The sequence below is a fragment of the Hafnia sp. CBA7124 genome (genome assembly GCF_002355555.1).
GTDB lineage: Bacteria > Pseudomonadota > Gammaproteobacteria > Enterobacterales > Enterobacteriaceae > Hafnia > Hafnia alvei.
This window is the reverse complement of the sequence record NZ_AP017469.1, coordinates 4,508,464-4,533,920: the sequence shown is the minus strand read 5'-3', so window position 1 is coordinate 4,533,920 and position 25,457 is coordinate 4,508,464. Positions and strand designations below refer to the sequence as shown.

The following is a 25,457-nucleotide window of genomic DNA, read 5'->3' as shown; positions in this document are numbered from 1 at the left end:
GTGTCCCCATCGTCTAGAGGCCTAGGACACTGCCCTTTCACGGCTGTAACAGGGGTTCGAATCCCCTTGGGGACGCCATTCCGATAATGAGTGAAAGACATTATCACCCGTTCTAATGAACGAAAAATCTTAAAGATGATTCTAACGAGTCGTGTTTAAGATATTGCTCTTTAACAATCTGGAACAAGCTGAAATTTGAAAGCTTAAGCAACTGTGAGACACACTGACACAGTTTGTATTAAGCAGTCTCTCAATTTTTTGCAATCTTGAATGTTGTCTTGAACCGGTTCGTAACCGCGTTCACTAAAGAGACACCTTCGGGTTGTGAGGTTAAGTGACTAAGCGTACACGGTGGATGCCTAGGCAGTCAGAGGCGATGAAGGACGTGCTAATCTGCGATAAGCGTCGGTAAGCTGATATGAAGCGTTATAACCGACGATTTCCGAATGGGGAAACCCAGTGCAATTCGTTGCACTATCGTTAAGTGAATACATAGCTTAACGAAGCGAACCAGGGGAACTGAAACATCTAAGTACCCTGAGGAAAAGAAATCAACCGAGATTCCCCTAGTAGCGGCGAGCGAACGGGGAGCAGCCCAGAACCTTAATCAGCGTATGTGTCAGAGGAACGGTCTGGAAAGTCCGGCGATACAGGGTGATAGCCCCGTACTTGAAAATGCATATGTTGTGAGTTCGATGAGTAGGGCGGGACACGTGACATCCTGTCTGAATATGGGGGGACCATCCTCCAAGGCTAAATACTCCTGACTGACCGATAGTGAACCAGTACCGTGAGGGAAAGGCGAAAAGAACCCCGGCGAGGGGAGTGAAATAGAACCTGAAACCGTGTACGTACAAGCAGTGGGAGCCTCTTTATGGGGTGACTGCGTACCTTTTGTATAATGGGTCAGCGACTTATATTTTGTAGCAAGGTTAACCGAATAGGGGAGCCGTAGGGAAACCGAGTCTTAACTGGGCGTCAAGTTGCAAGGTATAGACCCGAAACCCGGTGATCTAGCCATGGGCAGGTTGAAGGTTGGGTAACACTAACTGGAGGACCGAACCGACTAATGTTGAAAAATTAGCGGATGACTTGTGGCTGGGGGTGAAAGGCCAATCAAACCGGGAGATAGCTGGTTCTCCCCGAAAGCTATTTAGGTAGCGCCTCGTGAACTCATCTTCGGGGGTAGAGCACTGTTTCGACTAGGGGGTCATCCCGACTTACCAACTCGATGCAAACTACGAATACCGAAGAATGTTATCACGGGAGACACACGGCGGGTGCTAACGTCCGTCGTGAAGAGGGAAACAACCCAGACCGCCAGCTAAGGTCCCAAAGTCATAGTTAAGTGGGAAACGATGTGGGAAGGCATAGACAGCCAGGATGTTGGCTTAGAAGCAGCCATCATTTAAAGAAAGCGTAATAGCTCACTGGTCGAGTCGGCCTGCGCGGAAGATGTAACGGGGCTAAACTATGCACCGAAGCTGCGGCAGCGACACTTAGGTGTTGTTGGGTAGGGGAGCGTTCTGTAAGCCGTTGAAGGTGGCCTGTGAGGGTTGCTGGAGGTATCAGAAGTGCGAATGCTGACATAAGTAACGATAAAGCGGGTGAAAAACCCGCTCGCCGGAAGACCAAGGGTTCCTGTCCAACGTTAATCGGGGCAGGGTGAGTCGACCCCTAAGGCGAGGCCGAAAGGCGTAGTCGATGGGAAACAGGTTAATATTCCTGTACTCGGTGTTACTGCGAAGGGGGGACGGAGAAGGCTAGGCTATCCGGGCGACGGTTGTCCCGGTTTAAGCGTGTAGGGGGAAAGCGTTGGTAAATCCGCGCTTTTATTAACCCTGAGGCGTGATGACGAGTCACTACGGTGATGAAGTAGTTGATGCCAAGCTTCCAGGAAAAGCCTCTAAGCTCTAGGTAACATTGAATCGTACCCCAAACCGACACAGGTGGTCAGGTAGAGAATACCAAGGCGCTTGAGAGAACTCGGGTGAAGGAACTAGGCAAAATGGTGCCGTAACTTCGGGAGAAGGCACGCTGGCGCGTAGGTGAAGTCCCTTGCGGATGGAGCTGAAGCCAGTCGAAGATACCAGCTGGCTGCAACTGTTTAATAAAAACACAGCACTGTGCAAACACGAAAGTGGACGTATACGGTGTGACGCCTGCCCGGTGCTGGAAGGTTAATTGATGGGGTCAGCCGCAAGGCGAAGCTCTTGATCGAAGCCCCAGTAAACGGCGGCCGTAACTATAACGGTCCTAAGGTAGCGAAATTCCTTGTCGGGTAAGTTCCGACCTGCACGAATGGCGTAATGATGGCCAGGCTGTCTCCACCCGAGACTCAGTGAAATTGAACTCGCTGTGAAGATGCAGTGTACCCGCGGCAAGACGGAAAGACCCCGTGAACCTTTACTATAGCTTGACACTGAACATTGAGCCTTGATGTGTAGGATAGGTGGGAGGCTTTGAAGCGTGGACGCCAGTCTGCGTGGAGCCAACCTTGAAATACCACCCTTTAATGTTTGATGTTCTAACTCCGGTCCCTAATCGGGATTGAGGACAGTGTCTGGTGGGTAGTTTGACTGGGGCGGTCTCCTCCTAAAGAGTAACGGAGGAGCACGAAGGTTAGCTAATCACGGTCGGACATCGTGAGGTTAGTGCAATGGCATAAGCTAGCTTGACTGCGAGAGTGACGGCTCGAGCAGGTACGAAAGTAGGTCATAGTGATCCGGTGGTTCTGAATGGAAGGGCCATCGCTCAACGGATAAAAGGTACTCCGGGGATAACAGGCTGATACCGCCCAAGAGTTCATATCGACGGCGGTGTTTGGCACCTCGATGTCGGCTCATCACATCCTGGGGCTGAAGTAGGTCCCAAGGGTATGGCTGTTCGCCATTTAAAGTGGTACGCGAGCTGGGTTTAGAACGTCGTGAGACAGTTCGGTCCCTATCTGCCGTGGGCGTTGGAAGATTGAGAGGGGCTGCTCCTAGTACGAGAGGACCGGAGTGGACGCATCACTGGTGTTCGGGTTGTCATGCCAATGGCATTGCCCGGTAGCTAAATGCGGAAAAGATAAGCGCTGAAAGCATCTAAGCGCGAAACTTGCCTCGAGATGAGTCTTCCCTGAGACCTTGAGTCTCCTAAAGGAACGTTTAAGACTAAGACGTTGATAGGCTGGGTGTGTAAGCGTAGCGATACGTTGAGCTAACCAGTACTAATGATCCGTGAGGCTTAACCTTACAACACCGAAGGTGTTTTAAGACGCAGAGACGCGAAAACACAAAGAGTAGGCTTGTGAACAGATTGGATTGACTGGTGAGCTGTAGAGATACGGAGCACGGGTTAATTAACAGAATATGCCTGGCGGCGATAGCGCGGTGGTCCCACCTGACCCCATGCCGAACTCAGAAGTGAAACGCCGTAGCGCCGATGGTAGTGTGGGGTCTCCCCATGCGAGAGTAGGGAACTGCCAGGCTTTAATTAAAGTAAAGAACCTCAGTCGAAAGACTGGGGTTTTTTGCTATGGGGAATTTGAGTAAATCATTCTCTATTGACCATGAAATATGTTTTTACAGAGTAGCTGCTAAGCAGAGGATATTATCTGCATGGTGATATATCGCTCAAATAGTTCATATTAAGCACCATACTTCTAATTATTTTATTTCTCTTCGTTATCCTTTTCTTATTTCTCCCCCTAATCATTCTAAGGTCGAGCGTGAGTTCTACTATAAATCGAATAACAGCTGATCCTGAGTCACTTGTTTTATCGGTGATAAACGATTTAAAAATCGATCTAGCCAATAATAAAATCAAAACTTGAATATGTTTTCCTGCCTCTTGTTTATATCTCTGAATACAACGATAGCTGTAGTACAAGCCATTTCTGCATAATATTCATTCAGAGAGTGTCGTTTTTTAAACTTAATGATGAAATATTATGCACTCAGATTTATTTGTGAAATAAACACTTGCCACCTGCTGAGAAGTCCCTATAATGCGCCACCACTGACCGGGAACAACGACGCAAACGTCGCTCGGTGAGGAAGAGAAAAGCATCGCAGTAATGCGAATTTCTGAAAAGAAAAAAGCTTGACTCTTCAGGAGGAAAGCGTAATATGCACCTCCCGAGTTGCTGGAACGAATGTTCGCAATTCGCTGCTCTTTAACAATTTATCAGACAATCTGTGTGGGCACTCACAAGACAATATCTAACGTCCTCGGACGATAAAATATTAAAGTCTTGAAGAGTGACCAAGCAGTAATTCATTTAGTGAATTATTACGAAAGTTAATTTTCGAGCATCGCTTCACTTGTTGAAGCAAATCAAGCTTTTAATTGAAGAGTTTGATCATGGCTCAGATTGAACGCTGGCGGCAGGCCTAACACATGCAAGTCGAGCGGTAGCACAAGAGAGCTTGCTCTCTGGGTGACGAGCGGCGGACGGGTGAGTAATGTCTGGGAAACTGCCTGATGGAGGGGGATAACTACTGGAAACGGTAGCTAATACCGCATGACGTCTTCGGACCAAAGTGGGGGACCTTCGGGCCTCACGCCATCAGATGTGCCCAGATGGGATTAGCTAGTAGGTGGGGTAATGGCTCACCTAGGCGACGATCTCTAGCTGGTCTGAGAGGATGACCAGCCACACTGGAACTGAGACACGGTCCAGACTCCTACGGGAGGCAGCAGTGGGGAATATTGCACAATGGGCGCAAGCCTGATGCAGCCATGCCGCGTGTATGAAGAAGGCCTTCGGGTTGTAAAGTACTTTCAGCGAGGAGGAAGGCATTGTGGTTAATAACCGCAGTGATTGACGTTACTCGCAGAAGAAGCACCGGCTAACTCCGTGCCAGCAGCCGCGGTAATACGGAGGGTGCAAGCGTTAATCGGAATTACTGGGCGTAAAGCGCACGCAGGCGGTTTGTTAAGTCAGATGTGAAATCCCCGAGCTTAACTTGGGAACTGCATTTGAAACTGGCAAGCTAGAGTCTTGTAGAGGGGGGTAGAATTCCAGGTGTAGCGGTGAAATGCGTAGAGATCTGGAGGAATACCGGTGGCGAAGGCGGCCCCCTGGACAAAGACTGACGCTCAGGTGCGAAAGCGTGGGGAGCAAACAGGATTAGATACCCTGGTAGTCCACGCTGTAAACGATGTCGACTTGGAGGTTGTGCCCTTGAGGCGTGGCTTCCGGAGCTAACGCGTTAAGTCGACCGCCTGGGGAGTACGGCCGCAAGGTTAAAACTCAAATGAATTGACGGGGGCCCGCACAAGCGGTGGAGCATGTGGTTTAATTCGATGCAACGCGAAGAACCTTACCTACTCTTGACATCCAGAGAATTTGCTAGAGATAGCTTAGTGCCTTCGGGAACTCTGAGACAGGTGCTGCATGGCTGTCGTCAGCTCGTGTTGTGAAATGTTGGGTTAAGTCCCGCAACGAGCGCAACCCTTATCCTTTGTTGCCAGCACGTAATGGTGGGAACTCAAAGGAGACTGCCGGTGATAAACCGGAGGAAGGTGGGGATGACGTCAAGTCATCATGGCCCTTACGAGTAGGGCTACACACGTGCTACAATGGCATATACAAAGAGAAGCGAACTCGCGAGAGCAAGCGGACCTCATAAAGTATGTCGTAGTCCGGATTGGAGTCTGCAACTCGACTCCATGAAGTCGGAATCGCTAGTAATCGTAGATCAGAATGCTACGGTGAATACGTTCCCGGGCCTTGTACACACCGCCCGTCACACCATGGGAGTGGGTTGCAAAAGAAGTAGGTAGCTTAACCTTCGGGAGGGCGCTTACCACTTTGTGATTCATGACTGGGGTGAAGTCGTAACAAGGTAACCGTAGGGGAACCTGCGGTTGGATCACCTCCTTACCTAAAGATAGCGTTAAGTGCAGTGTCCACACAGATTGTCTGATGAAGAATAACGAGCAGAATACCTTTATATAGGCTTGTAGCTCAGGTGGTTAGAGCGCACCCCTGATAAGGGTGAGGTCGGTGGTTCAAGTCCACTCAGGCCTACCAATTCTTACGCCTGTGTGTCAGGAGTTGGTATCAAAGGTAAACTGTTGACTGTATGGGGTTATAGCTCAGCTGGGAGAGCGCCTGCCTTGCACGCAGGAGGTCTGCGGTTCGATCCCGCATAGCTCCACCATTACTTTTGTTTGCGATAAATAATAGTATTCAGTCTCAAAAACATACTTCAGAGTGTATTGGAAACAGTATGCTGCGAAGTATTTTGCTCTTTAACAATCTGGAACAAGCTGAAATTTGAAAGCTTAAGCAACTGTGAGACACACTGACACAGTTTGTATTAAGCAGTCTCTCAATTTTTTGCAATCTTGAATGCTGTCTTGAACCGGTTCGTAACCGCGTTCACTAAAGAGACACCTTCGGGTTGTGAGGTTAAGTGACTAAGCGTACACGGTGGATGCCTAGGCAGTCAGAGGCGATGAAGGACGTGCTAATCTGCGATAAGCGTCGGTAAGCTGATATGAAGCGTTATAACCGACGATTTCCGAATGGGGAAACCCAGTGCAATTCGTTGCACTATCGTTAAGTGAATACATAGCTTAACGAAGCGAACCAGGGGAACTGAAACATCTAAGTACCCTGAGGAAAAGAAATCAACCGAGATTCCCCTAGTAGCGGCGAGCGAACGGGGAGCAGCCCAGAACCTTAATCAGCGTATGTGTCAGAGGAACGGTCTGGAAAGTCCGGCGATACAGGGTGATAGCCCCGTACTTGAAAATGCATATGTTGTGAGTTCGATGAGTAGGGCGGGACACGTGACATCCTGTCTGAATATGGGGGGACCATCCTCCAAGGCTAAATACTCCTGACTGACCGATAGTGAACCAGTACCGTGAGGGAAAGGCGAAAAGAACCCCGGCGAGGGGAGTGAAATAGAACCTGAAACCGTGTACGTACAAGCAGTGGGAGCCTCTTTTATGGGGTGACTGCGTACCTTTTGTATAATGGGTCAGCGACTTATATTTTGTAGCAAGGTTAACCGAATAGGGGAGCCGTAGGGAAACCGAGTCTTAACTGGGCGTCAAGTTGCAAGGTATAGACCCGAAACCCGGTGATCTAGCCATGGGCAGGTTGAAGGTTGGGTAACACTAACTGGAGGACCGAACCGACTAATGTTGAAAAATTAGCGGATGACTTGTGGCTGGGGGTGAAAGGCCAATCAAACCGGGAGATAGCTGGTTCTCCCCGAAAGCTATTTAGGTAGCGCCTCGTGAACTCATCTTCGGGGGTAGAGCACTGTTTCGACTAGGGGGTCATCCCGACTTACCAACTCGATGCAAACTACGAATACCGAAGAATGTTATCACGGGAGACACACGGCGGGTGCTAACGTCCGTCGTGAAGAGGGAAACAACCCAGACCGCCAGCTAAGGTCCCAAAGTCATAGTTAAGTGGGAAACGATGTGGGAAGGCATAGACAGCCAGGATGTTGGCTTAGAAGCAGCCATCATTTAAAGAAAGCGTAATAGCTCACTGGTCGAGTCGGCCTGCGCGGAAGATGTAACGGGGCTAAACTATGCACCGAAGCTGCGGCAGCGACACTTAGGTGTTGTTGGGTAGGGGAGCGTTCTGTAAGCCGTTGAAGGTGGCCTGTGAGGGTTGCTGGAGGTATCAGAAGTGCGAATGCTGACATAAGTAACGATAAAGCGGGTGAAAAACCCGCTCGCCGGAAGACCAAGGGTTCCTGTCCAACGTTAATCGGGGCAGGGTGAGTCGACCCCTAAGGCGAGGCCGAAAGGCGTAGTCGATGGGAAACAGGTTAATATTCCTGTACTCGGTGTTACTGCGAAGGGGGGACGGAGAAGGCTAGGCTATCCGGGCGACGGTTGTCCCGGTTTAAGCGTGTAGGGGGAAAGCGTTGGTAAATCCGCGCTTTTATTAACCCTGAGGCGTGATGACGAGTCACTACGGTGATGAAGTAGTTGATGCCAAGCTTCCAGGAAAAGCCTCTAAGCTCTAGGTAACATTGAATCGTACCCCAAACCGACACAGGTGGTCAGGTAGAGAATACCAAGGCGCTTGAGAGAACTCGGGTGAAGGAACTAGGCAAAATGGTGCCGTAACTTCGGGAGAAGGCACGCTGGCGCGTAGGTGAAGTCCCTTGCGGATGGAGCTGAAGCCAGTCGAAGATACCAGCTGGCTGCAACTGTTTAATAAAAACACAGCACTGTGCAAACACGAAAGTGGACGTATACGGTGTGACGCCTGCCCGGTGCTGGAAGGTTAATTGATGGGGTCAGCCGCAAGGCGAAGCTCTTGATCGAAGCCCCAGTAAACGGCGGCCGTAACTATAACGGTCCTAAGGTAGCGAAATTCCTTGTCGGGTAAGTTCCGACCTGCACGAATGGCGTAATGATGGCCAGGCTGTCTCCACCCGAGACTCAGTGAAATTGAACTCGCTGTGAAGATGCAGTGTACCCGCGGCAAGACGGAAAGACCCCGTGAACCTTTACTATAGCTTGACACTGAACATTGAGCCTTGATGTGTAGGATAGGTGGGAGGCTTTGAAGCGTGGACGCCAGTCTGCGTGGAGCCAACCTTGAAATACCACCCTTTAATGTTTGATGTTCTAACTCCGGTCCCTAATCGGGATTGAGGACAGTGTCTGGTGGGTAGTTTGACTGGGGCGGTCTCCTCCTAAAGAGTAACGGAGGAGCACGAAGGTTAGCTAATCACGGTCGGACATCGTGAGGTTAGTGCAATGGCATAAGCTAGCTTGACTGCGAGAGTGACGGCTCGAGCAGGTACGAAAGTAGGTCATAGTGATCCGGTGGTTCTGAATGGAAGGGCCATCGCTCAACGGATAAAAGGTACTCCGGGGATAACAGGCTGATACCGCCCAAGAGTTCATATCGACGGCGGTGTTTGGCACCTCGATGTCGGCTCATCACATCCTGGGGCTGAAGTAGGTCCCAAGGGTATGGCTGTTCGCCATTTAAAGTGGTACGCGAGCTGGGTTTAGAACGTCGTGAGACAGTTCGGTCCCTATCTGCCGTGGGCGTTGGAAGATTGAGAGGGGCTGCTCCTAGTACGAGAGGACCGGAGTGGACGCATCACTGGTGTTCGGGTTGTCATGCCAATGGCATTGCCCGGTAGCTAAATGCGGAAAAGATAAGCGCTGAAAGCATCTAAGCGCGAAACTTGCCTCGAGATGAGTCTTCCCTGAGACCTTGAGTCTCCTAAAGGAACGTTTAAGACTAAGACGTTGATAGGCTGGGTGTGTAAGCGTAGCGATACGTTGAGCTAACCAGTACTAATGATCCGTGAGGCTTAACCTTACAACACCGAAGGTGTTTTAAGACGCAGAGACGCGAAAACACAAAGAGTAGGCTTGTGAACAGATTGGATTGACTGGTGAGCTGTAGAGATACGGAGCACGGGTTAATTAACAGAATATGCCTGGCGGCGATAGCGCGGTGGTCCCACCTGACCCCATGCCGAACTCAGAAGTGAAACGCCGTAGCGCCGATGGTAGTGTGGGGTCTCCCCATGCGAGAGTAGGGAACTGCCAGGCTTTAATTAAAGTAAAGAACCTCAGTCGAAAGACTGGGGTTTTTTGCTATGGGGAATTTGAAAAAATTATCAAATAAATAACCGCTAACGCGGCTATTTATTATTTTTATGTAGGTAGATCTTACTGCTGCTTTAACCACTCTTCGACGAAATCTGCGATGTGTCCGATGTTATTAATATCTAACATAGGAAGATTGCAGTTAATGTTTCCATCGCTCGCCAGGATCACTACGTGATCGTCAATTATTCCAGCAAAAGGCTTCCCGACTGATTCACGGTATAACGCGATCTTAGGAATAGGTTCATGCTTAAAGCCTTCAACCAGAATAAGGTCGCAGCGAGAGGGATCGATCTTCGAAGCCAGAAATTGTAAATCCAGAGGCTCTTCCTCTGGCGTTTCCGTCATTAGCGCCCATCGTTTGTCACTTGCCACCAAGGTTTGCTCTGCACCTGCTTTACGAAGCTCGTAGCTATCTTTTCCTGGCGTATCAATATCCATATCGTGGTGTGTGTGTTTAATAAGCGCGATTCTTATCCCTTTAGTATTCAGAAGCGGAATAAGCTTTTTTAATAGCGTTGTTTTTCCTGTCCCGCTATAAGCCGCTATACCAAGCAAAGGTATGTTGTTCTTCATTTTTGTTCCTTTAGCTTCTGCTCGCATCGCAAACACTCTTCGTATGTATTGAAATTGATGAAACACTCTTCTTTAGGATACGTAATCCTTTGGGCTTCACATTGTTCTAAAAAAATCATTAATTTCCGCTCGCCTCGTTCAAGATAATTCATCAGAGGCGAAATGAGGGAACGGTGCAATAACGCAATTGTTGGGTGTGCTCTGTTTCCATCAAATATGTATGCGGCTTTTTTATCTGCTTTATATGTCCACAGGTGATGCACGATATCTGTTGGAATAAAAGGAACATCACATGGAGCAAACACAACCCACTCATGGTGGCTTTGCTGCAAACCACTTAGCATTCCTGCTAATGGTCCGGGGTAATCGTTAAGAACGTCAGGGAATACGCTCAGCCCTGAACGTTGGTACATTGATATATTACGATTAGCATTGATGGAAAGCTTTGTTACCTGAGGCGTCAGCGCCTCCTGCACATATTGATAAAGAGGTTTGCCATTGAGTAGAACGAGGCCTTTATCATTACCACCCATTCTAGAGGCTCTTCCTCCTGCTAGAATTACACCTTCGATGTCATACATACAGTGTCTCTCTCTATCGCTAATAGGCTATTGTAACGCGCCTGTCCCAGAGTTTCCTGTGCGTGTAATAGTTTGTAAAAAGTGAATGTTATACGAGCAAGGGCTATCTTTGGTAAATTAAGACTGATAATTTGTCTGCCCATTAAGCATCAGGGAGAAATACATAATGAAATGCCATCGCGTTAATGAACTCATTGAACTGATCCATCCAGCTTGGCAACAAGAACCTGATTTAAATCTGGTTCAATTTTTGCAAAAACTAGCCAATGAAGCAGGGTTTAAAGGCGATTTAGCTGACCTGACCGACGATATTCTCATTTATCATCTTAAGATGCGTAACAGCGCCAGCACTGAAGTTATCCCTGGTCTAAAGAAAGATTACGAGGAAGACTTTAAGACCGCCATTCTGCGTGCCAGAGGCGTAATCAAAGACTAATTTCAGACAAGATAGCGCATAAACAGCGCGGTAGGTCGATTTGATAATGTTATCATCTTGGTTTATTGCGCGAGCTCTGGCCTGACTATGACTAATCCAACTTTCAGTTTTCAAACACTTACGCCAGATCTTATTCTCGATGCCATCGAGAGTACGGGGATTCGTATTGATTCCGGCTTAACCGAGCTCAATAGCTATGAGAACCGTGTCTTTCAACTAATGGATGAAGAGCGTCAGCGCTATGTTGCGAAGTTCTACCGTCCTGAAAGATGGTCAGATAGCCAAATCGGCGAGGAACATGGCTTTGCTCGTGAGCTGTCTGACAGCGAGATCCCGGTTGTTGCACCGTTGTCATTAAATGGACAAACTCTTCATCATTTTGCTGGTTATGCCTTTACTCTGTTTCCAAGCGTGGGTGGCCGTGCATATGAAATTGACAACGACGATCAGCTTGAATGGGTTGGGCGTTATATGGCGCGTATCCACCAAGTTGGACAGCAGAAGCTCTTCACCGAGCGTCCAACCATGGGGTTGGATGAGTATCTCTATCAGCCAAGGGCTGTTTTAGAGCGTACTTCATTAATACCCATAAAGCTAAAACCTGCGTTTCTTGCTGCTCTAGAGTCATTGATTTTGGAAGTGGAGCAGTATTGGACAACTGACTGGGCGCCGGTACGACTGCATGGTGATTGCCATCCCGGCAATATACTGTGGCGAGATGGCCCGCTGTTTGTTGACTTAGATGACGCGCGCAATGGTCCAGCGGTTCAAGATTTATGGATGCTATTGCATGGTGAGCGCCAAGAACAGCTGATCCAATTGGATATTTTGCTTGAGGCCTACGGCGAATTTGCTGATTTTGACTCTCAGCAGCTAAAACTAATAGAGCCGCTGCGTGCTATGCGCATGGTGCACTATTTGGCATGGGTTGCCCGCCGCTGGCAAGATCCTGCCTTTCCAAAGAGTTTTCCGTGGATGACCGATGAGAGTTTCTGGTTGAGACAAACATCTGCCTTCATGGAACAGGTTAAGCTGTTACAAGCACCACCGTTGCAGCTAATGCCGATGTATTAAATCAAAAAACTTAAGACGATGGAGAAGTTCGCATGAAAAAGATTTGGTTGGCGTTAGTTGGGATCGCAATGGCATTTGGTGCCTCTGCGGCTCAATTTTCTGAAGGCGATCAGTATGTGAAGCTGGATAAAAGCATCACTAATGAGCCACAGGTTTTAGAGTTTTTCTCATTCTACTGCCCACATTGCTATGAGTTCGAAGAGGTTTACCACGTTTCTGATGCAGTACGCAAAGGCCTGCCAGAAGGCGTGAAAATGACCAAATATCACGTTGAATTCTTAGGCCCATTGGGCAAGCAGTTAACTCAAGCATGGGCTGTTGCAATGGCTCTGGGCGTTGAAGATAAAATCACTCAGCCAATGTTTGAAGCTGTGCAGAAAACCCAAAGCGTACAGAGTCCTGAAGATATCCGTAACGTCTTCATTAAAGCGGGCGTTAGCGCCGCAGACTATGATGGCGCGTTGAATAGCTTCGTGGTGAAATCTTTAGTTGTACAGCAAGAGAAAGCGGCTGAAGATCTGCAACTGCGCGGCGTCCCTGCTATCTTTGTTAATGGCAAATATATGGTCAAAAACGATGGTCTGGATACCAGCTCAATGGATTCCTACGTTCAGCAGTTCTCTCACGTTGTAAACTTCCTGCTGAAGCAGAAATAATCCTGCGTCTGTCTCAGTAATAAAAAACCGGGCTTTTGCCCGGTTTTTTTACTTATGTGGTTCTGCATACACCTTTTTAAGGTGATCGATAAGCCGATCTTTTTGCTGCCAGAGATTGTTCAACCAGAGCTGAAAGTGTCGTTTAAAGACCTTATCGTTGAAATAATCGCCGTGCATTTCCGCGGTGATGGGCAATGTTTCTACTCGGACGACAATTTTCTTCATCCTGCCGCAGAGTAAGTCTAAAAACGGGCTGTGATTATTGTCTGGGTAGACCAACGTTATATTCAATACGCGATCAAACTGATTACCCAACGCACTTAGCGTGAATGCGATGCCTGCAGCTTTAGGGGGGAGCAAATTTCGATAAGGAGAGTGCGTTCTTACTCGCTTCTCTTCAGTGCTTCGCGATCCTTCGACAAAATTAACGATGGTAGTCGGGCGAAGACGAAATTTTTCGCAGGAACGGCGTGTGGTTTCAATATCTTTACCGCGTAATTCGGGATGCTTAAGTAAATAGCTGCGTGAATAGCGTTTCATAAACGGCATATCCAGAGCCCAGCAGGCAAAGCCAACGAAAGGAACCCAAGCAAGCTGTTGCTTCAAAAAGTACTTATTCATTGGAATGTGATTCCGCAATAATACGCAGAGCACGACAATATCGGTCCAGCTTTTATGATTGCTGATGACCAAATACCAATTGTCTTTGCTCAGATCCTCTAAGCCATCTATCTCCCACTTTAACCCAACGTTAAACCTCATCAGCATCGATAAGCCTTGGCACCAGCACCACATCATGAAATCAGCAAAGCTTGAGATATATCGCCAAATAAAAGGGATGGGGAGTAGTAGCTTTATGATGCCTGCGATCGTAATCGGTATAGAGCATAAAACTGTCACGAGGATGGTCAACGCCGTGGTTAACACAAATAGGATGGGTGATAGAACCAAGGCAATCAACGTAGGCATTAGCTTATTCGTGTAATAGCATTTGAGGAATCAAAGCGCGATTTTACCAGAAGGCTTATTGAACAACAGCATTTCGCCAGATATATGAAAGATAAATTCAAAAGCATTAGCATAGTTGATTATTTAGACTAATCTGTATGAGGCATTATCAGTAATATGAAAATAACGGTGACTAATTGAAATATTATCCACATCGTGTGGGGGCTGGCTATTTTATGTTCTAACAGGGATCTTTACGTGTAAGTTATTTAAAATACTAATGAAATTGTAAATAAAGTCTGGATGAGAACACCTATTATTAAAATCATGATCTTTTGTTCACAAACTTATCCACAATTTGATCATTCAGATCTGAATACTTGATCGCATTACTCATCAAATCTCCCGCTAAAATTCGTCTCTTGCCCCGAGGTATGGCATCCTTACCTCTAAGTCCACCATCACGATAAAGACATACTATGGCCGAAATCCCTGAAAACCCCCTGATCCTAGTTGATGGATCCTCATACCTGTACCGTGCATACCATGCTTTTCCTCCGTTAACGAACCGTGCGGGAGAGCCTACCGGGGCAATGTATGGCGTGTTGAATATGCTGCGCAGCCTGATGCTGCAGTATCAGCCAAGTCACGTCGCTGTGGTATTCGACGCCAAAGGAAAGACTTTCCGTGATGAGTTGTTTGCTGAGTACAAATCACATCGCCCACCTATGCCAGATGACTTGCGTGAGCAAATAGAGCCGCTGCATAAAATGGTTCAGGCCGTTGGTTTGCCCCTTTTGGCCGTTTCTGGCGTCGAGGCTGATGATGTTATTGGTACGTTGGCGCAGGCCGCTGAAAAGGCGGGACGCCATGTATTGATCAGCACCGGTGATAAAGATATGGCGCAGCTTGTGACGCCAAATATCACGTTGATCAACACGATGAATAACACCATTTTGGGGCCACAGGAAGTTTGTGAGAAGTATGGTGTGCCACCGGAGTTAATCATCGATTTCCTCGCCCTGATGGGGGACTCCTCGGATAACATTCCAGGCGTACCTGGGGTTGGCGAGAAAACGGCTCAGGCGCTGCTGCAAGGTATTGGTAGCCTAAAACAGATTTATAGCGATTTGGATAAAGTGGCGACGCTGAGCTTCCGCGGTGCCAAAACGATGGGCGCTAAGCTGGAATTGAATAAAGATAAGGCCGATCTTTCATACCTGCTGGCAACGATTAAAACTGACGTTGAGTTGGATATTACCTGCGACGATCTCCAGCTCAAGCCGATGGATACTGAACAGCTGCACGAATTATTTAGCCGCTATGAGTTTAAACGCTGGTTAGAAGACGCTGAGGCTGGTTCTTGGCTCAGTGGTGAAAAGAAAGCACCAACGGCGCGTAAATCCGCGAAAGCTGCCAGTGAGCCGCTAGAGGCCGCTGTAGTGGAAGAAGCTACGTCGGTTTTATCACAGGAAAATTACCAAACTATTCTGGATGAGCCGGCGCTGGATAATTTGATCGCCAGCTTAAAAGCCGCGAAGGTCTTTGCCTTCGATACGGAAACTGACTCTCTGGATGTCTTAACGACCAATCTGGTTGGCCTGTCATTTGCGACTGCGCCTGGCGTGGCGGCTTATATTCCGGTCGGCCATGATTATCTCGATGCGCCAGATCAACTGAGCCGTGATACCGTTTTGGCGAAGTTAAAACCCCTATTGGAAGATGATAATCTACAGAAAGTTGGGCAGAACCTAAAATACGATCAAGGCGTCATGGCGCGTTATGGCATTGAGCTCAAAGGCATTGCGTTCGACACGATGCTGGAATCGTATGATCTCGACAGCGTTGCCGGTCGCCATGATATGGATAGCTTGGCTGAGCGCCACTTGAATCATAAAACCATTACCTTTGAAGAAATTGCGGGTAAGGGTAAATCTCAACTGACCTTTAACCAAATTGCGCTTGAGCAGGCTGCGCCTTATGCGGCAGAAGATGCTGATGTGACTTTACAGCTGCATCTCAAACTTTGGCCACAGCTAGAAAAAGAAGCGGGTTTGAAGAAAGTCTTCACCGATATCGACATGCCTTTGGTTCCGGTGCTTTCGCGTATGGAGCGAACCGGCGTACTGATCGATAGCCATATTCTGGGCAAACATTCTCAGGAGCTGGCTATCCGTTTGGATGAGCTGGAGAAGAAGGCACATGAGGCCGCAGGGGAACCCTTCAACCTCTCCTCGCCAAAACAGTTACAGGCAATTTTATTCGAAAAGCAGAAGCTGCCTGTGGTGAAAAAAACGCCGGGTGGCGCGCCTTCAACAAATGAAGAAGTGCTGGCTGAATTAGCGGAGCAGGGTTTTGAACTGCCAACCATTATTTTGGAACACCGCGGTTTAGCGAAGTTAAAAAGTACGTATACGGATAAGCTCCCGCAGATGATCAATGGCGCGACTGGTCGGGTTCATACCTCTTATCACCAAGCGGTTACCGCAACCGGACGGCTTTCTTCCAGCGATCCTAACCTGCAGAATATCCCAGTACGTAATGATGAAGGACGCCGGATCCGCCAGGCTTTCATTGCGCCACAGGGCTATAAAATTGTAGCGGCCGACTACTCTCAGATTGAATTACGCATCATGGCGCACTTGTCGGGTGACAAGGGACTACTGACTGCGTTTGCCGCTGGTAAAGATATTCACCGTGCCACGGCGGCAGAAGTCTTTGGCTTAGCGCTTGAAGATGTCACCAGTGAACAGCGCCGCAGTGCTAAAGCGATTAACTTTGGGCTGATTTATGGCATGAGTGCCTTTGGTTTGGCTCGTCAGTTGAATATTGCTCGTGGCGAAGCGCAGCGCTATATGGACCTCTATTTTGAGCGTTACCCTGGCGTGCTGGAATATATGGAGCGCACACGGCAGCAGGCGGCAGAGCAGGGATATGTAGAGACGCTAGATGGCCGTCGCCTCTATCTTCCTGAAATTCATTCCCGTAACGGTATGCGCCGTAAGGCGGCAGAACGCGCCGCGATCAATGCTCCGATGCAAGGAACCGCGGCTGATATTATCAAGCGTGCGATGATCGTCGTTGATGCATGGTTATTGGAACAGAAAGAACCTTTAGTTCGCATGATTATGCAGGTGCATGATGAATTGGTCTTTGAAGTTCATGAGTCCATCATCGATCAAACGGTTGAGAAAGTTCGTGAACTCATGGAGAAAAGCCTTGAGTTGGCGGTTCCGTTAAAAGTTGATGTGGGTACCGGTGAAAACTGGGATCAAGCTCACTAAATGATGGTTAATTAATCTATTTATGTAATTTAACTACATAAAATCGCGTTCATTACGCCGTTTATGCTGTTTAATTGAACGCATCTTTGTAAGTTAGCTACAAAAAGTGTTTTCCCTCGTCTGAAAATGTTGTAGAGTTACAGGCGTAGGGTACAGAGGTAAGATGTTCTATCTTTCAGACCTTTTACTTCACGTAATCGGATTTGGCTGAATATTAGCCGCCCCAGTCTTTTATGACTGGGGCGTTTTTTTTTGTCAAAACCAAAAAAGGCCGCCTAAGCGACCTTGTTCAATAACTTGTTCAATAAGATGTTAGGCAGTTATTCCCCGCCTTCTTCCTCATCTTCTTCAGACAGTGTTTCAGGCTCAATCTCACTGAACCACGTATTCAGTTTTTCACTCAGCTTATCGACGCCAAACTTCTTCAGTGAAGAAAACGCTTCAACCTGAATATCGCCCATAAATGGCAAAATAGCCTCACGCACCATATTTAGCTGAGCTTTGCGCGCGCCGGATGCCAACTTATCGGCTTTGGTGAGCAGCAGCATAACTGGTAGGTTAACGTCTACGGCCCATTGGATCATTTGCTGATCGAGATCTTTCAGTGGATGACGGATATCCATCAACACCACTAATCCCTTCAGACAGTTACGTTTTTGCAGGTATTCACCTAGCGCTTTCTGCCATTTGCGTTTCATCTCTTCCGGTACTTCAGCATAGCCATAGCCCGGCAAGTCAACCAGACGAATACCGTCGGTGACTTCAAACAGGTTAATCAGCTGAGTACGGCCTGGCGTTTTACTCGTACGCGCTAAGCCTTTTTGGTTGGTCAGCGTATTAAGGGCGCTGGATTTACCGGCGTTAGAGCGACCAGCAAAGGCGACTTCAATTCCGGTATCGGCTGGCAGAGCGCGAATATCAGGGGCGCTGGTGACGAAGTGTGTCACATGATAGTTATAAGTTTTACGGTTCAAAACGTTCGTCTCCATTAAAGCATGGGGGTATCTGGTGGGGATTATAACTGCATCAGCCGTAAAGAGCGCATAAAACCGCTGTTTATCTGCTGTAAGCTCACGGCTTACAGCCGTGTAAGACATTGACCATTCATTTTTCGGGCAATCACGTTTTCCGCTATAAGCCTGAATTTATTAAAGTAATAGATTCATATAATTACAAAACAACGTGATAAAGATCACATGTTAGCGGGCGTGATAACCCATTGAGAAAGTAAGCCAATACTTTAAAGTATCTTTCAACGCCAAGGATAACGGCACGGAAAACTTCGTCAGGAAGACGAATCTCAGGGAACGCAAGAATGCGTAACGAGAGAAAGGATTCACGCTAAAGGATTAGCGAAGATATACAGGATGTATATCGTAAAGGAAGACACGAACTCAGGATGAGTTTAGCGCTGGGATTGGCGCAACAAGGACAAGAGCCTCAGGAAGAGGATGCTAGGAGCAAAACGGCAAAGGGAAAAACCGGGACGTTGACTGCATTCAAGGATTGAATTGCGTGAATATCCTTCATTTGAAGGCTAGAATTAAGGCGACAGTTTAGGCTGTCGCCTTTTTTCTTTGTGTGCTTTCTGGTAGGGTGTGCGCATTGTCCGCCCCCTCAGCCTAAACGCCTGTTTTACGGGTGTCGGAGACTGGCGTATCAGGAATTAACCTGAGCTCGCTAATATTTCTCTACTCGATTTATCTCTCTGTGAGTACACGCTAATGAGTCCTGCCAATAAAACGCCGAAAGCTAAAACTTCAGCGCCAAAACAAAAACGAAAAACCCGTGTTGAGCTCGATCTGGAAGCTCGTGCCCGTAAGCGCCAGAAAAAGCACCGCGGTAACAAATCGGGTGGCCGTGCCAACCCAGAAGCTGCCAACAAAAAAACCGGTGATGCAGCCAAAGTTGTAGATCCGCGTATCGGCAGTAAAGTGCCTGTATCGCTGGTGGCAACAGAAGTGAAGAAGCCAAAAGCAAAAGCGCCTAAACCGGAAGCGAAAAAACGACTGACGCCAGAAGAAGAGCTGACTCAGTTGGAAAACGATCCGCGTCTGGATGAGCTGCTGATCCGTCTCGACGATGGTGAAGATCTCAACCAAGAAGAGCAAAGCTACGTTGACAATATGTTGGACCGCATTGATGCACTGATGGAAGAGTTAGGCATCGAGTTGGGCGACGAAGATGACGAAGTCGACGAAGAAGAGCCAAAAGAAGACATCGTTAAATTGCTCAAACGCGGTAACCCGAAAGACGTATTTTAATCGTCAATGGGGCTAATCCTAACAATAGCCTTACTGCTTACGTGTTATCTGCTGTGGTTATTAGGTAAACTATGGTGGCTGTCGCGGCGTAAACAACGCTGGCGGCAAGCTGCCATGACCCGCCAGTTTTCACGGCTTCCTCGTCACCGGTCTGGCAGACGAAATCATCGGAAGGAGTAAGCATGTCGGAACAGGCAATTGTCTGGGATCTGGCCCTGATTCAAAAATATAACTATTCTGGGCCGCGTTACACCTCATATCCTACTGCATTAGAATTCAGCGAAAGTTTCACCGAGACTGAGTTTGCGAATGCGGTAGCTCGTTACCCTGAACGTGCGCTTTCGCTTTACGTTCATATCCCTTTTTGCCACAAGCTGTGTTACTTCTGCGGCTGCAATAAGATCGTTACCCGCCAAACACATAAAGCGGACGAATATCTTGATAAGCTGGCATTTGAAATTCGCCAACGTGCACCGATGTTTGTGGGGCGAAAAGTCTCCCAATTACATTGGGGCGGTGGTACGCCAACTTATCTAGATAAAAACCAGATTTCCCGCTTAATGCATATGTTGCGCGATGCTTTTGATTTTCTGCCGGATGCAGAAATTTCAATTGAGGTCGATCCGCGTGAAATTGAGCTGGATGTGCTCGACCACCTGCGGCAAGAAGGCTTCAATCGCCTCAGTATGGGCGTGCAGGACTTCAACAAAGAAGTTCAGAAGCTGGTGAATCGTGAGCAAGACGAACAGTTTATCTTCGATTTGATTCATCGGGCTAAAGCGATTGGTTTTACCTCAACGAATATCGATCTTATCTACGGCTTACCAAAGCAAACGCCAGAGAGCTTTAGCTATACGCTGCAAAAAGTGGCTGAGCTCAATCCTGATCGTCTGAGCGTATTTAACTATGCGCATATGCCGAAGCTATTTGCCGCGCAGCGTAAAATTAAAGACGAAGACCTGCCATCGGCAGACAGCAAGCTGTCTATTCTGCAAGAAACTATCGCGATGCTAACGGGGTCTGGCTATCAGTTTATCGGCATGGACCATTTCGCTCATGCTAATGATGAATTGGCAGTGGCTCAGCGTGAAGGCAAATTGCATCGCAACTTCCAAGGCTATACCACGCAGGGCGATAGCGATCTGCTCGGACTGGGCGTTTCCGCGATAAGCATGATCGGGGATAGCTATGCGCAGAATCGCAAAGTGCTGAAAGAGTATTATGCCGATGTGCAAGATCATGGTCATGCGCTTTGGCGTGGGCTTTCGATGACTGAGGATGACTGTTTGCGCCGTGATGTGATTAAAAATCTCATCTGCAACTTCCGCCTAGACTATTCCCAAGTTGAGAGCCAATACGCGATTGTTTTTGCCGATTATTTCGCGGATGACTTAAAACTACTGGCACCTTTGGTCGATGATGGGCTGGTGGAAATCACGCCAACCAGCATTGAAGTGACGCCACGCGGTCGTTTGCTGATCCGTAATATTTGCATGTGCTTTGATATCTATCTGCGCAAGCAGGCGAGAATGCAGCAGTTTTCGCGGGTGATCTAGAAGATATCGGTCTTGGTAGGAAGAGCCGATGTGGCTAAACCTACCAAGACCTGAAGTGAAGATCGAAGCAATTACTTCAACAAATGTGCATTCACACTGTTTTCCGTTACTTCCCCCGTTAATGCCGTGATCAGATTATCCACCGCGCAGGCCGCCATGTTATAGCGGGTTTCCTCCGTTGCTGAGCCGATGTGAGGCAGTGCAACAACGTTAGGTAACTGCAGCAATTCTGAATCAGCAGGCAATGGTTCCACTTCGAACACATCTAACCCCGCAGCGCGAATCGTACCGTCTTTTAACGCTTTAATTAATGCAGCCTGATCGACAATTTTGCCGCGTGCGCCGTTGATCAAAATAGCGCTGGATTTCATTTTTGCTAAACGTTCGGCGTTGATAAGCTTATGCGTTTGCTCGCTGTAAGGCAGCGTGATACAGACGAAGTCAGACTGAGCGAGTAACTCATCCAGCTCGCAGCGGCGAGCGTTAAACTCCTCTTCCACCTGCGTATTGGGGCGATCGTTCCAGTACAAAACATTCATGCCAAAACCCGCGTGGGCTCGGCGCGCCAGCGCAGCGCCGATACGGCCCATACCCAAAATACCTATCGTTTTATGATGAACGTCGACGCCATAGCTATCGCTGCCGATGCTGCGTGTCCATTTTCCGGCTTTCACCATTTCCGCCATTTCCAAAGCGCGGCGAGCGGTCATCAGAATCAGCGTAAACACGGTATCGGCCGTAGTTTCGGTGAGCACCGTTGGCGTGTGCATCAACACAATTTTGCGCTGTGTCAGATCGCCGACGTCGAACTGATCGTAGCCAACTGAAATGGTTGAGATCGCTTTTAGCTTGGGCGCATGGTCTAGCAACTCAGCGCGCACTGGTACGCTTGCGCCAATCATACCATCGGCATTTTTTAGCGCGGCGAGAACTTCTGCACGGTTAGTCTCATTGATTCCATCAAAGAATCGGACATCAAAATTGTCTTCTAATCGTTGTAGCAAATCAGAGGGTATTTTTTTATACAGAACAATGGATTGCTTCATAAAACTATTTCCCCTGAGCAACGGCTGACGCCGGTTTAACGGTGGCTTTTTTTTGCGTATCTGAGGGCTTAACGATAAGTGTTAACCAAACGGCGACCAGTAGTGCACCGGCCATAAATACGTAGGATGCGGCTGGAGAGCCGGTAGAACCATTCAGATAACCGACAAACCAAGAGCCAAAGAAAGAACCCAATGCACCCATGCTGTTGATTAAGGCCATCGCCCCACCGGAAACGTTGCGTGGTAGCATTTCAGGGATAATGGCGAAGAATGGGCCATAAGGTGCATACATCGCTGCGCCTGCGATAACCAACAGCGCGTAAGACCACCAGAAGTGATTAGCGCCGACGAGATAAGAACCGATAAAGGCCAGTGCCCCGATCAACAGCAACGGCCATACGAACAGTTTACGGTTTTGCATTTTGTCGGATGCCCAAGACACCACGATCATCGCAATGGTTGCAGCCAAATAAGGCACCGCTGAGAGCCAGCCAGCTTCCACCATTCCCATGTCAGAACCGTGGCGCAGAATCGAAGGCAGCCACAGCACAAAGCCGTACACGCCGATGCTCCATGCAAAATATTGAGCACACAGGATGATGACGTTACGCGAACGGAAAGCCTCGCTGTAGTTACGTACGGCCTTAATGCCTTGCTGTTCTTCAAGCAGTTTGGCTTGCAGCGCGGCTTTTTCAGACTCGCTTAACCAGCCAACCTGCTCAGGCTTATCCTTAACCAGCACCCACCAACAGAAAGCCCAGATAACCGCAGGGAAGCCTTCGATGATGAACATTTCGCGCCAGCCATAGGCATGAATCAAGTAGCCAGAAACCACAGACATCCACAGAACGGTGACCGGATTACCTAAAATCAAAAAGGTATTGGCTCTGGAACGCTCAGCTTTGGTAAACCAGTTACTGATGTAGATAAGCATGGCGGGCATAACCGCCGCTTCAACCACCCCAAGAGCGAATCGAATAGCAGCCAGCGCAGGAATATTGCTGACCAAGCCGGTTAGCGTGGCACACATGCCCCACAGGATCAGGCACCAAAATACCAGCTTACGTACGCTACGGCGTTCGGCGTAAATGGCTCCAGGGATCTGGAAGAAAAAATAGCCGAGGAAGAATAGGGCTCCCAGCAGAGAGGCCATTCCTTTGGTGATGCCAAGATCTTCATTAATCCCAGCGGCAGAGGCAAAGCTGAAGTTCGCGCGATCAAGATAAGCCATGCTGTAGGTGATAAAAATCACCGGCATGATGTACCACCAGCGCTTCGGGGCAATCGTTGATTTGCTCATGGTTATAATCCTTCAGTATGGTTCAGATACATCCTTGGGATGTAGGGCCCAGAGGTGGATGCGTTATTTATTATTCGCCAAGTTCAGCACGGGTTGGTAAGCCTTCGCTGTCCCCAATGGCCTGCACCGCTAGCGCACCAATTTTGTTGCCGCGCATAACGGCATCCGGTAGCGCTTTTCCTTCAAGTAATGCACTGATAACACCGACGGCAAAACCATCACCCGCGCCAACGGTATCAATCACATTTTCAACGCGTACGGCTGCCACATGTTGCTGGTGGCCGTCTGCGGTTTTAAACCAAGCGCCATCTGGCCCGAGCTTGATGATGACGGCTTTTACGCCGCGGTTAAGGTAGAAATCAGCAATCTCTTCCGGTGTTTGTTTGCCCGTGAGGATTTGCCCCTCTTTCAGACCCGGTAATACCCAATCGGCCTGGAAAGCTAAAGCGTTCAGCTTTTCACACATCACCTGCTGGCTTGGCCATAGCACTGGACGCAAATTAGGGTCGAAAGAGATGGTTTTGCCCATCGCGCGCATTTCTTGCGCCGCGTGGTTGGCGAGAGCCAAAGAATCAGTGGAAAGTGCCGCCGCAACGCCGCTCAAGTGAAGGTGACGAGCCTGTGAGAAATAGGCCCGATCGAAATCGTGAACAGAAAGATGGCTGGCCGCCGATCCTTTGCGGAAGTATTCCACTTTGGGATCGGTTCCATTCTCAGCTTTGGATTTCAGTTGGAAACCGGTTGGGAAGCGCTCATCAACGGTAACGCACTGATGGTTTATTCCCTCTTGTTGCAGCGTCGCGAGCGTAAAACGGCCAAAGGAGTCGTTACCTACACGGCTAACCCAGCCCACGTTCATTCCGAGGCGAGATAAACCAATAGATACATTCAGCTCAGCGCCTGCGATACGCTTGGTAAACTGCATAGCCTGATCCAGTTCACCGGTTTCATTAGCGACGAACATGGTCATTGCCTCGCCATAGGTGATCACGTCTAGCGGTGAAGTTTTCATATTAGTCTGCTCTCAATAAATTAACGTAGTGGCGGGTTACTGAGGTTAAGTCATCGCCTTCTAATGGAAATTCAATGCCGCGCATTGCCTGATGGGGAAGCTCTGCCAGTAACGGTTTCCAGCGACCGTCGCTATTATCTAATTCCACCGCGCACCAGCCTTGAGGGCGTTTTTCCGCGGCCTTCACATGCACGTAATGCACAATGTGAGCTAGTTTTTGCGCGGCGATATGTGCGTCTTCGCCAACCCAATCCCAGTTCGCCATATCGAAGGTCATGCGTATTGGGGAATGACAATCTTGTACCGTGGCAAAGAATGCGTTTAACGGTGAAAAAATGCCGCAATCCGGTGTTTGATCGTTTTCAACGACGAGCTGCACTGGGTGCTTGCTGAGCAAGGCGTTTAGTTCAGTGATGTCATAGCCTGGCTGGTAATGCCCCAGAGAGAATTTCACCGTGCGAGCATTGAGCTCAGCGGCTTCTTGTAAACGATTTTCGAGCTGTGGATTCAGTGAACCATCGAGGGCAAACAATCCCTCCGGTACCGAATAAACGGCAAAAAGCTGATGGTCAGCAATTTGACGGGCTAAATGACCTAAGGTGTTTAGCTCTGAGTCAGATAATAGCTCACGACGAATTTCAACGCCGTTGGCTCCTGACTCAGCGATAATCGGCAGTAAGTTAGCCTGTCCGCCGAGCTTTTTAACGTTGTCCCATCCATACGCGGCGGTCACAACAACGATATCTCTTTTCATATTCACTCCAATGATGGTCACTTCATCATCAATTCAATAACGCCACGATATTTGGAACCGGTTCCATAAAAAAGCGAAATAATGAGGATGTATGACTGTTGTCACAGATTGGTTTGGGATGAATTCAGAAGTGTGATCAGGGTGGGATTGTCATTGCAAAATGTAAGCTTAATTACGTCTAGCAGAGAGGGCGTATCGTTTATTCGACTGTGGTGTAAGGTTTCGACCGCCTATCCGTTGCGGTATTTACATATAGCTTTCGTCGAAGGCGTTCGAGTCGGGTGCGCCAGCGCGCGCACCCAACACCCGCGCGCCTTTATCCGAGACGCCATCTTCGCTCCAGTTTGGTATCGCCCATCCAGGGCGC

14 protein-coding genes, 3 tRNA genes and 5 rRNA genes are annotated in these 25,457 nt (G+C 48.5%); 14 read left to right on the top strand and 8 right to left on the bottom strand.

Annotated features, from left to right (window positions below):
• Nucleotides 1-2 precede the first annotated feature (2 nt).
• From CPY98_RS20570 to rrf (CPY98_RS20535), 8 genes are all read left to right on the top strand, one after another.
• Nucleotides 3-78: transfer RNA gene (locus CPY98_RS20570), tRNA-Glu, on the top strand.
• Between the two features lie 250 nt (nt 79-328).
• Nucleotides 329-3,236, top strand: a 23S ribosomal RNA gene (locus CPY98_RS20565).
• A gap of 120 nt (nt 3,237-3,356) precedes the next feature.
• Nucleotides 3,357-3,472 (top strand): 5S ribosomal RNA (rrf, locus tag CPY98_RS20560).
• Nucleotides 3,473-4,329: 857 nt separating this feature from the next.
• Nucleotides 4,330-5,872: ribosomal RNA gene (locus tag CPY98_RS20555) — 16S ribosomal RNA — on the top strand.
• Nucleotides 5,873-5,945: 73 nt separating this feature from the next.
• Nucleotides 5,946-6,022, top strand: a tRNA-Ile gene (locus CPY98_RS20550).
• 54 nt (nt 6,023-6,076) lie between these two features.
• A tRNA-Ala gene (locus CPY98_RS20545) sits at nt 6,077-6,152 on the top strand.
• A gap of 249 nt (nt 6,153-6,401) precedes the next feature.
• A 23S ribosomal RNA gene (locus tag CPY98_RS20540) occupies nt 6,402-9,310 on the top strand.
• A gap of 120 nt (nt 9,311-9,430) precedes the next feature.
• Nucleotides 9,431-9,546, top strand: a 5S ribosomal RNA gene (gene rrf / locus CPY98_RS20535).
• The 16S, 23S and 5S rRNA genes sit together here with 3 tRNA genes alongside, the layout of an rRNA operon.
• A gap of 120 nt (nt 9,547-9,666) precedes the next feature.
• On the opposite strand, the gene mobB is transcribed toward rrf (CPY98_RS20535), so the two are convergent.
• Complete coding sequence (gene mobB / locus CPY98_RS20530; RefSeq protein WP_096388686.1) at nt 9,667-10,179, bottom strand: molybdopterin-guanine dinucleotide biosynthesis protein MobB; 513 nt, start codon at nt 10,177-10,179, stop codon at nt 9,667-9,669.
• Nucleotides 10,176-10,760 (bottom strand): molybdenum cofactor guanylyltransferase MobA, encoded by a 585-nt coding sequence (mobA, locus tag CPY98_RS20525; protein WP_096388685.1) that lies wholly within the window; start codon nt 10,758-10,760, stop codon nt 10,176-10,178. Before mobA ends, mobB begins: the two co-directional genes overlap by 4 nt.
• A 166-nt stretch (nt 10,761-10,926) precedes the next feature.
• Here mobA and CPY98_RS20520 point away from each other — a divergent pair, with 166 nt between their 5' ends.
• The 3 genes from CPY98_RS20520 to dsbA all read left to right on the top strand — a co-directional run bounded on the left by CPY98_RS20520 (nt 10,927) and on the right by dsbA (nt 12,926).
• Nucleotides 10,927-11,196, top strand: coding sequence for a YihD family protein (locus tag CPY98_RS20520; RefSeq protein WP_043489920.1), 270 nt, complete (start codon nt 10,927-10,929; stop codon nt 11,194-11,196).
• Nucleotides 11,197-11,283: 87 nt separating this feature from the next.
• A complete protein-coding gene (locus CPY98_RS20515; protein ID WP_096388684.1) occupies nt 11,284-12,270 on the top strand; it encodes a serine/threonine protein kinase in 987 nt (328 codons plus the stop codon).
• 32 nt (nt 12,271-12,302) lie between these two features.
• On the top strand, nt 12,303-12,926 hold the full coding sequence (gene dsbA / locus CPY98_RS20510) for a thiol:disulfide interchange protein DsbA (RefSeq protein ID WP_040044562.1): 624 nt from the start codon (nt 12,303-12,305) through the stop codon (nt 12,924-12,926).
• 48 nt (nt 12,927-12,974) lie between these two features.
• Here the strand turns inward: dsbA and CPY98_RS20505 are convergent, their stop codons facing one another.
• A complete protein-coding gene (locus CPY98_RS20505) occupies nt 12,975-13,895 on the bottom strand; it encodes an acyltransferase (protein ID WP_096388683.1) in 921 nt (306 codons plus the stop codon).
• Nucleotides 13,896-14,353: 458 nt separating this feature from the next.
• Between CPY98_RS20505 and polA the strand changes: the two genes are divergently transcribed.
• Nucleotides 14,354-17,158, top strand: a complete 2,805-nt coding sequence (polA, locus tag CPY98_RS20500) for a DNA polymerase I (protein ID WP_096388682.1) — start codon at nt 14,354-14,356, stop codon at nt 17,156-17,158.
• Nucleotides 17,159-17,478: 320 nt separating this feature from the next.
• On the opposite strand, the gene yihA is transcribed toward polA, so the two are convergent.
• The gene (yihA, locus tag CPY98_RS20495; protein WP_025799755.1) at nt 17,479-18,132 is read right to left on the bottom strand and encodes a ribosome biogenesis GTP-binding protein YihA/YsxC; all 654 of its coding nucleotides are present in this window, start codon (nt 18,130-18,132) and stop codon (nt 17,479-17,481) included.
• A gap of 750 nt (nt 18,133-18,882) precedes the next feature.
• Here yihA and yihI point away from each other — a divergent pair.
• Together yihI and hemN are read left to right on the top strand one after the other, a co-directional pair.
• Complete coding sequence (gene yihI / locus CPY98_RS20490; protein ID WP_025799753.1) at nt 18,883-19,422, top strand: Der GTPase-activating protein YihI; 540 nt, start codon at nt 18,883-18,885, stop codon at nt 19,420-19,422.
• 182 nt (nt 19,423-19,604) lie between these two features.
• On the top strand, nt 19,605-20,978 hold the full coding sequence (hemN, locus tag CPY98_RS20480) for an oxygen-independent coproporphyrinogen III oxidase (RefSeq protein ID WP_046449620.1): 1,374 nt from the start codon (nt 19,605-19,607) through the stop codon (nt 20,976-20,978).
• 71 nt (nt 20,979-21,049) lie between these two features.
• On the opposite strand, the gene ghrB is transcribed toward hemN, so the two are convergent.
• The 4 genes from ghrB to CPY98_RS20460 form a co-directional block, all read right to left on the bottom strand.
• A complete protein-coding gene (gene ghrB, locus CPY98_RS20475; protein ID WP_043489909.1) occupies nt 21,050-22,024 on the bottom strand; it encodes a glyoxylate/hydroxypyruvate reductase GhrB in 975 nt (324 codons plus the stop codon).
• A 4-nt stretch (nt 22,025-22,028) separates the two neighbouring features.
• A complete protein-coding gene (locus CPY98_RS20470; RefSeq protein WP_025799748.1) occupies nt 22,029-23,324 on the bottom strand; it encodes an MFS transporter in 1,296 nt (431 codons plus the stop codon).
• A 70-nt stretch (nt 23,325-23,394) separates the two neighbouring features.
• Nucleotides 23,395-24,336, bottom strand: coding sequence for a sugar kinase (locus CPY98_RS20465; RefSeq protein WP_043489906.1), 942 nt, complete (start codon nt 24,334-24,336; stop codon nt 23,395-23,397).
• A gap of 1 nt (nt 24,337) precedes the next feature.
• Nucleotides 24,338-25,090 (bottom strand): sugar phosphate isomerase/epimerase, encoded by a 753-nt coding sequence (locus CPY98_RS20460; RefSeq protein ID WP_096388681.1) that lies wholly within the window; start codon nt 25,088-25,090, stop codon nt 24,338-24,340.
• Nucleotides 25,091-25,457: the final 367 nt, after the last annotated feature.

Coding starts and splice junctions, on each gene's coding strand:
- mobB (WP_096388686.1), bottom strand. CDS start 10,179: ATGAAGAACAACATACCTTTGCTTGGTATAGCGGCTTATAGCGGGACA.
- CPY98_RS20505 (WP_096388683.1), bottom strand. CDS start 13,895: ATGCCTACGTTGATTGCCTTGGTTCTATCACCCATCCTATTTGTGTTA.
- hemN (WP_046449620.1), top strand. CDS start 19,605: ATGTCGGAACAGGCAATTGTCTGGGATCTGGCCCTGATTCAAAAATAT.
- CPY98_RS20460 (WP_096388681.1), bottom strand. CDS start 25,090: ATGAAAAGAGATATCGTTGTTGTGACCGCCGCGTATGGATGGGACAAC.
- ghrB (WP_043489909.1), bottom strand. CDS start 22,024: ATGAAGCAATCCATTGTTCTGTATAAAAAAATACCCTCTGATTTGCTA.
- yihI (WP_025799753.1), top strand. CDS start 18,883: ATGAGTCCTGCCAATAAAACGCCGAAAGCTAAAACTTCAGCGCCAAAA.
- polA (WP_096388682.1), top strand. CDS start 14,354: ATGGCCGAAATCCCTGAAAACCCCCTGATCCTAGTTGATGGATCCTCA.
- CPY98_RS20515 (WP_096388684.1), top strand. CDS start 11,284: ATGACTAATCCAACTTTCAGTTTTCAAACACTTACGCCAGATCTTATT.
- mobA (WP_096388685.1), bottom strand. CDS start 10,760: ATGTATGACATCGAAGGTGTAATTCTAGCAGGAGGAAGAGCCTCTAGA.
- CPY98_RS20520 (WP_043489920.1), top strand. CDS start 10,927: ATGAAATGCCATCGCGTTAATGAACTCATTGAACTGATCCATCCAGCT.
- dsbA (WP_040044562.1), top strand. CDS start 12,303: ATGAAAAAGATTTGGTTGGCGTTAGTTGGGATCGCAATGGCATTTGGT.
- CPY98_RS20465 (WP_043489906.1), bottom strand. CDS start 24,336: ATGAAAACTTCACCGCTAGACGTGATCACCTATGGCGAGGCAATGACC.
- CPY98_RS20470 (WP_025799748.1), bottom strand. CDS start 23,324: ATGAGCAAATCAACGATTGCCCCGAAGCGCTGGTGGTACATCATGCCG.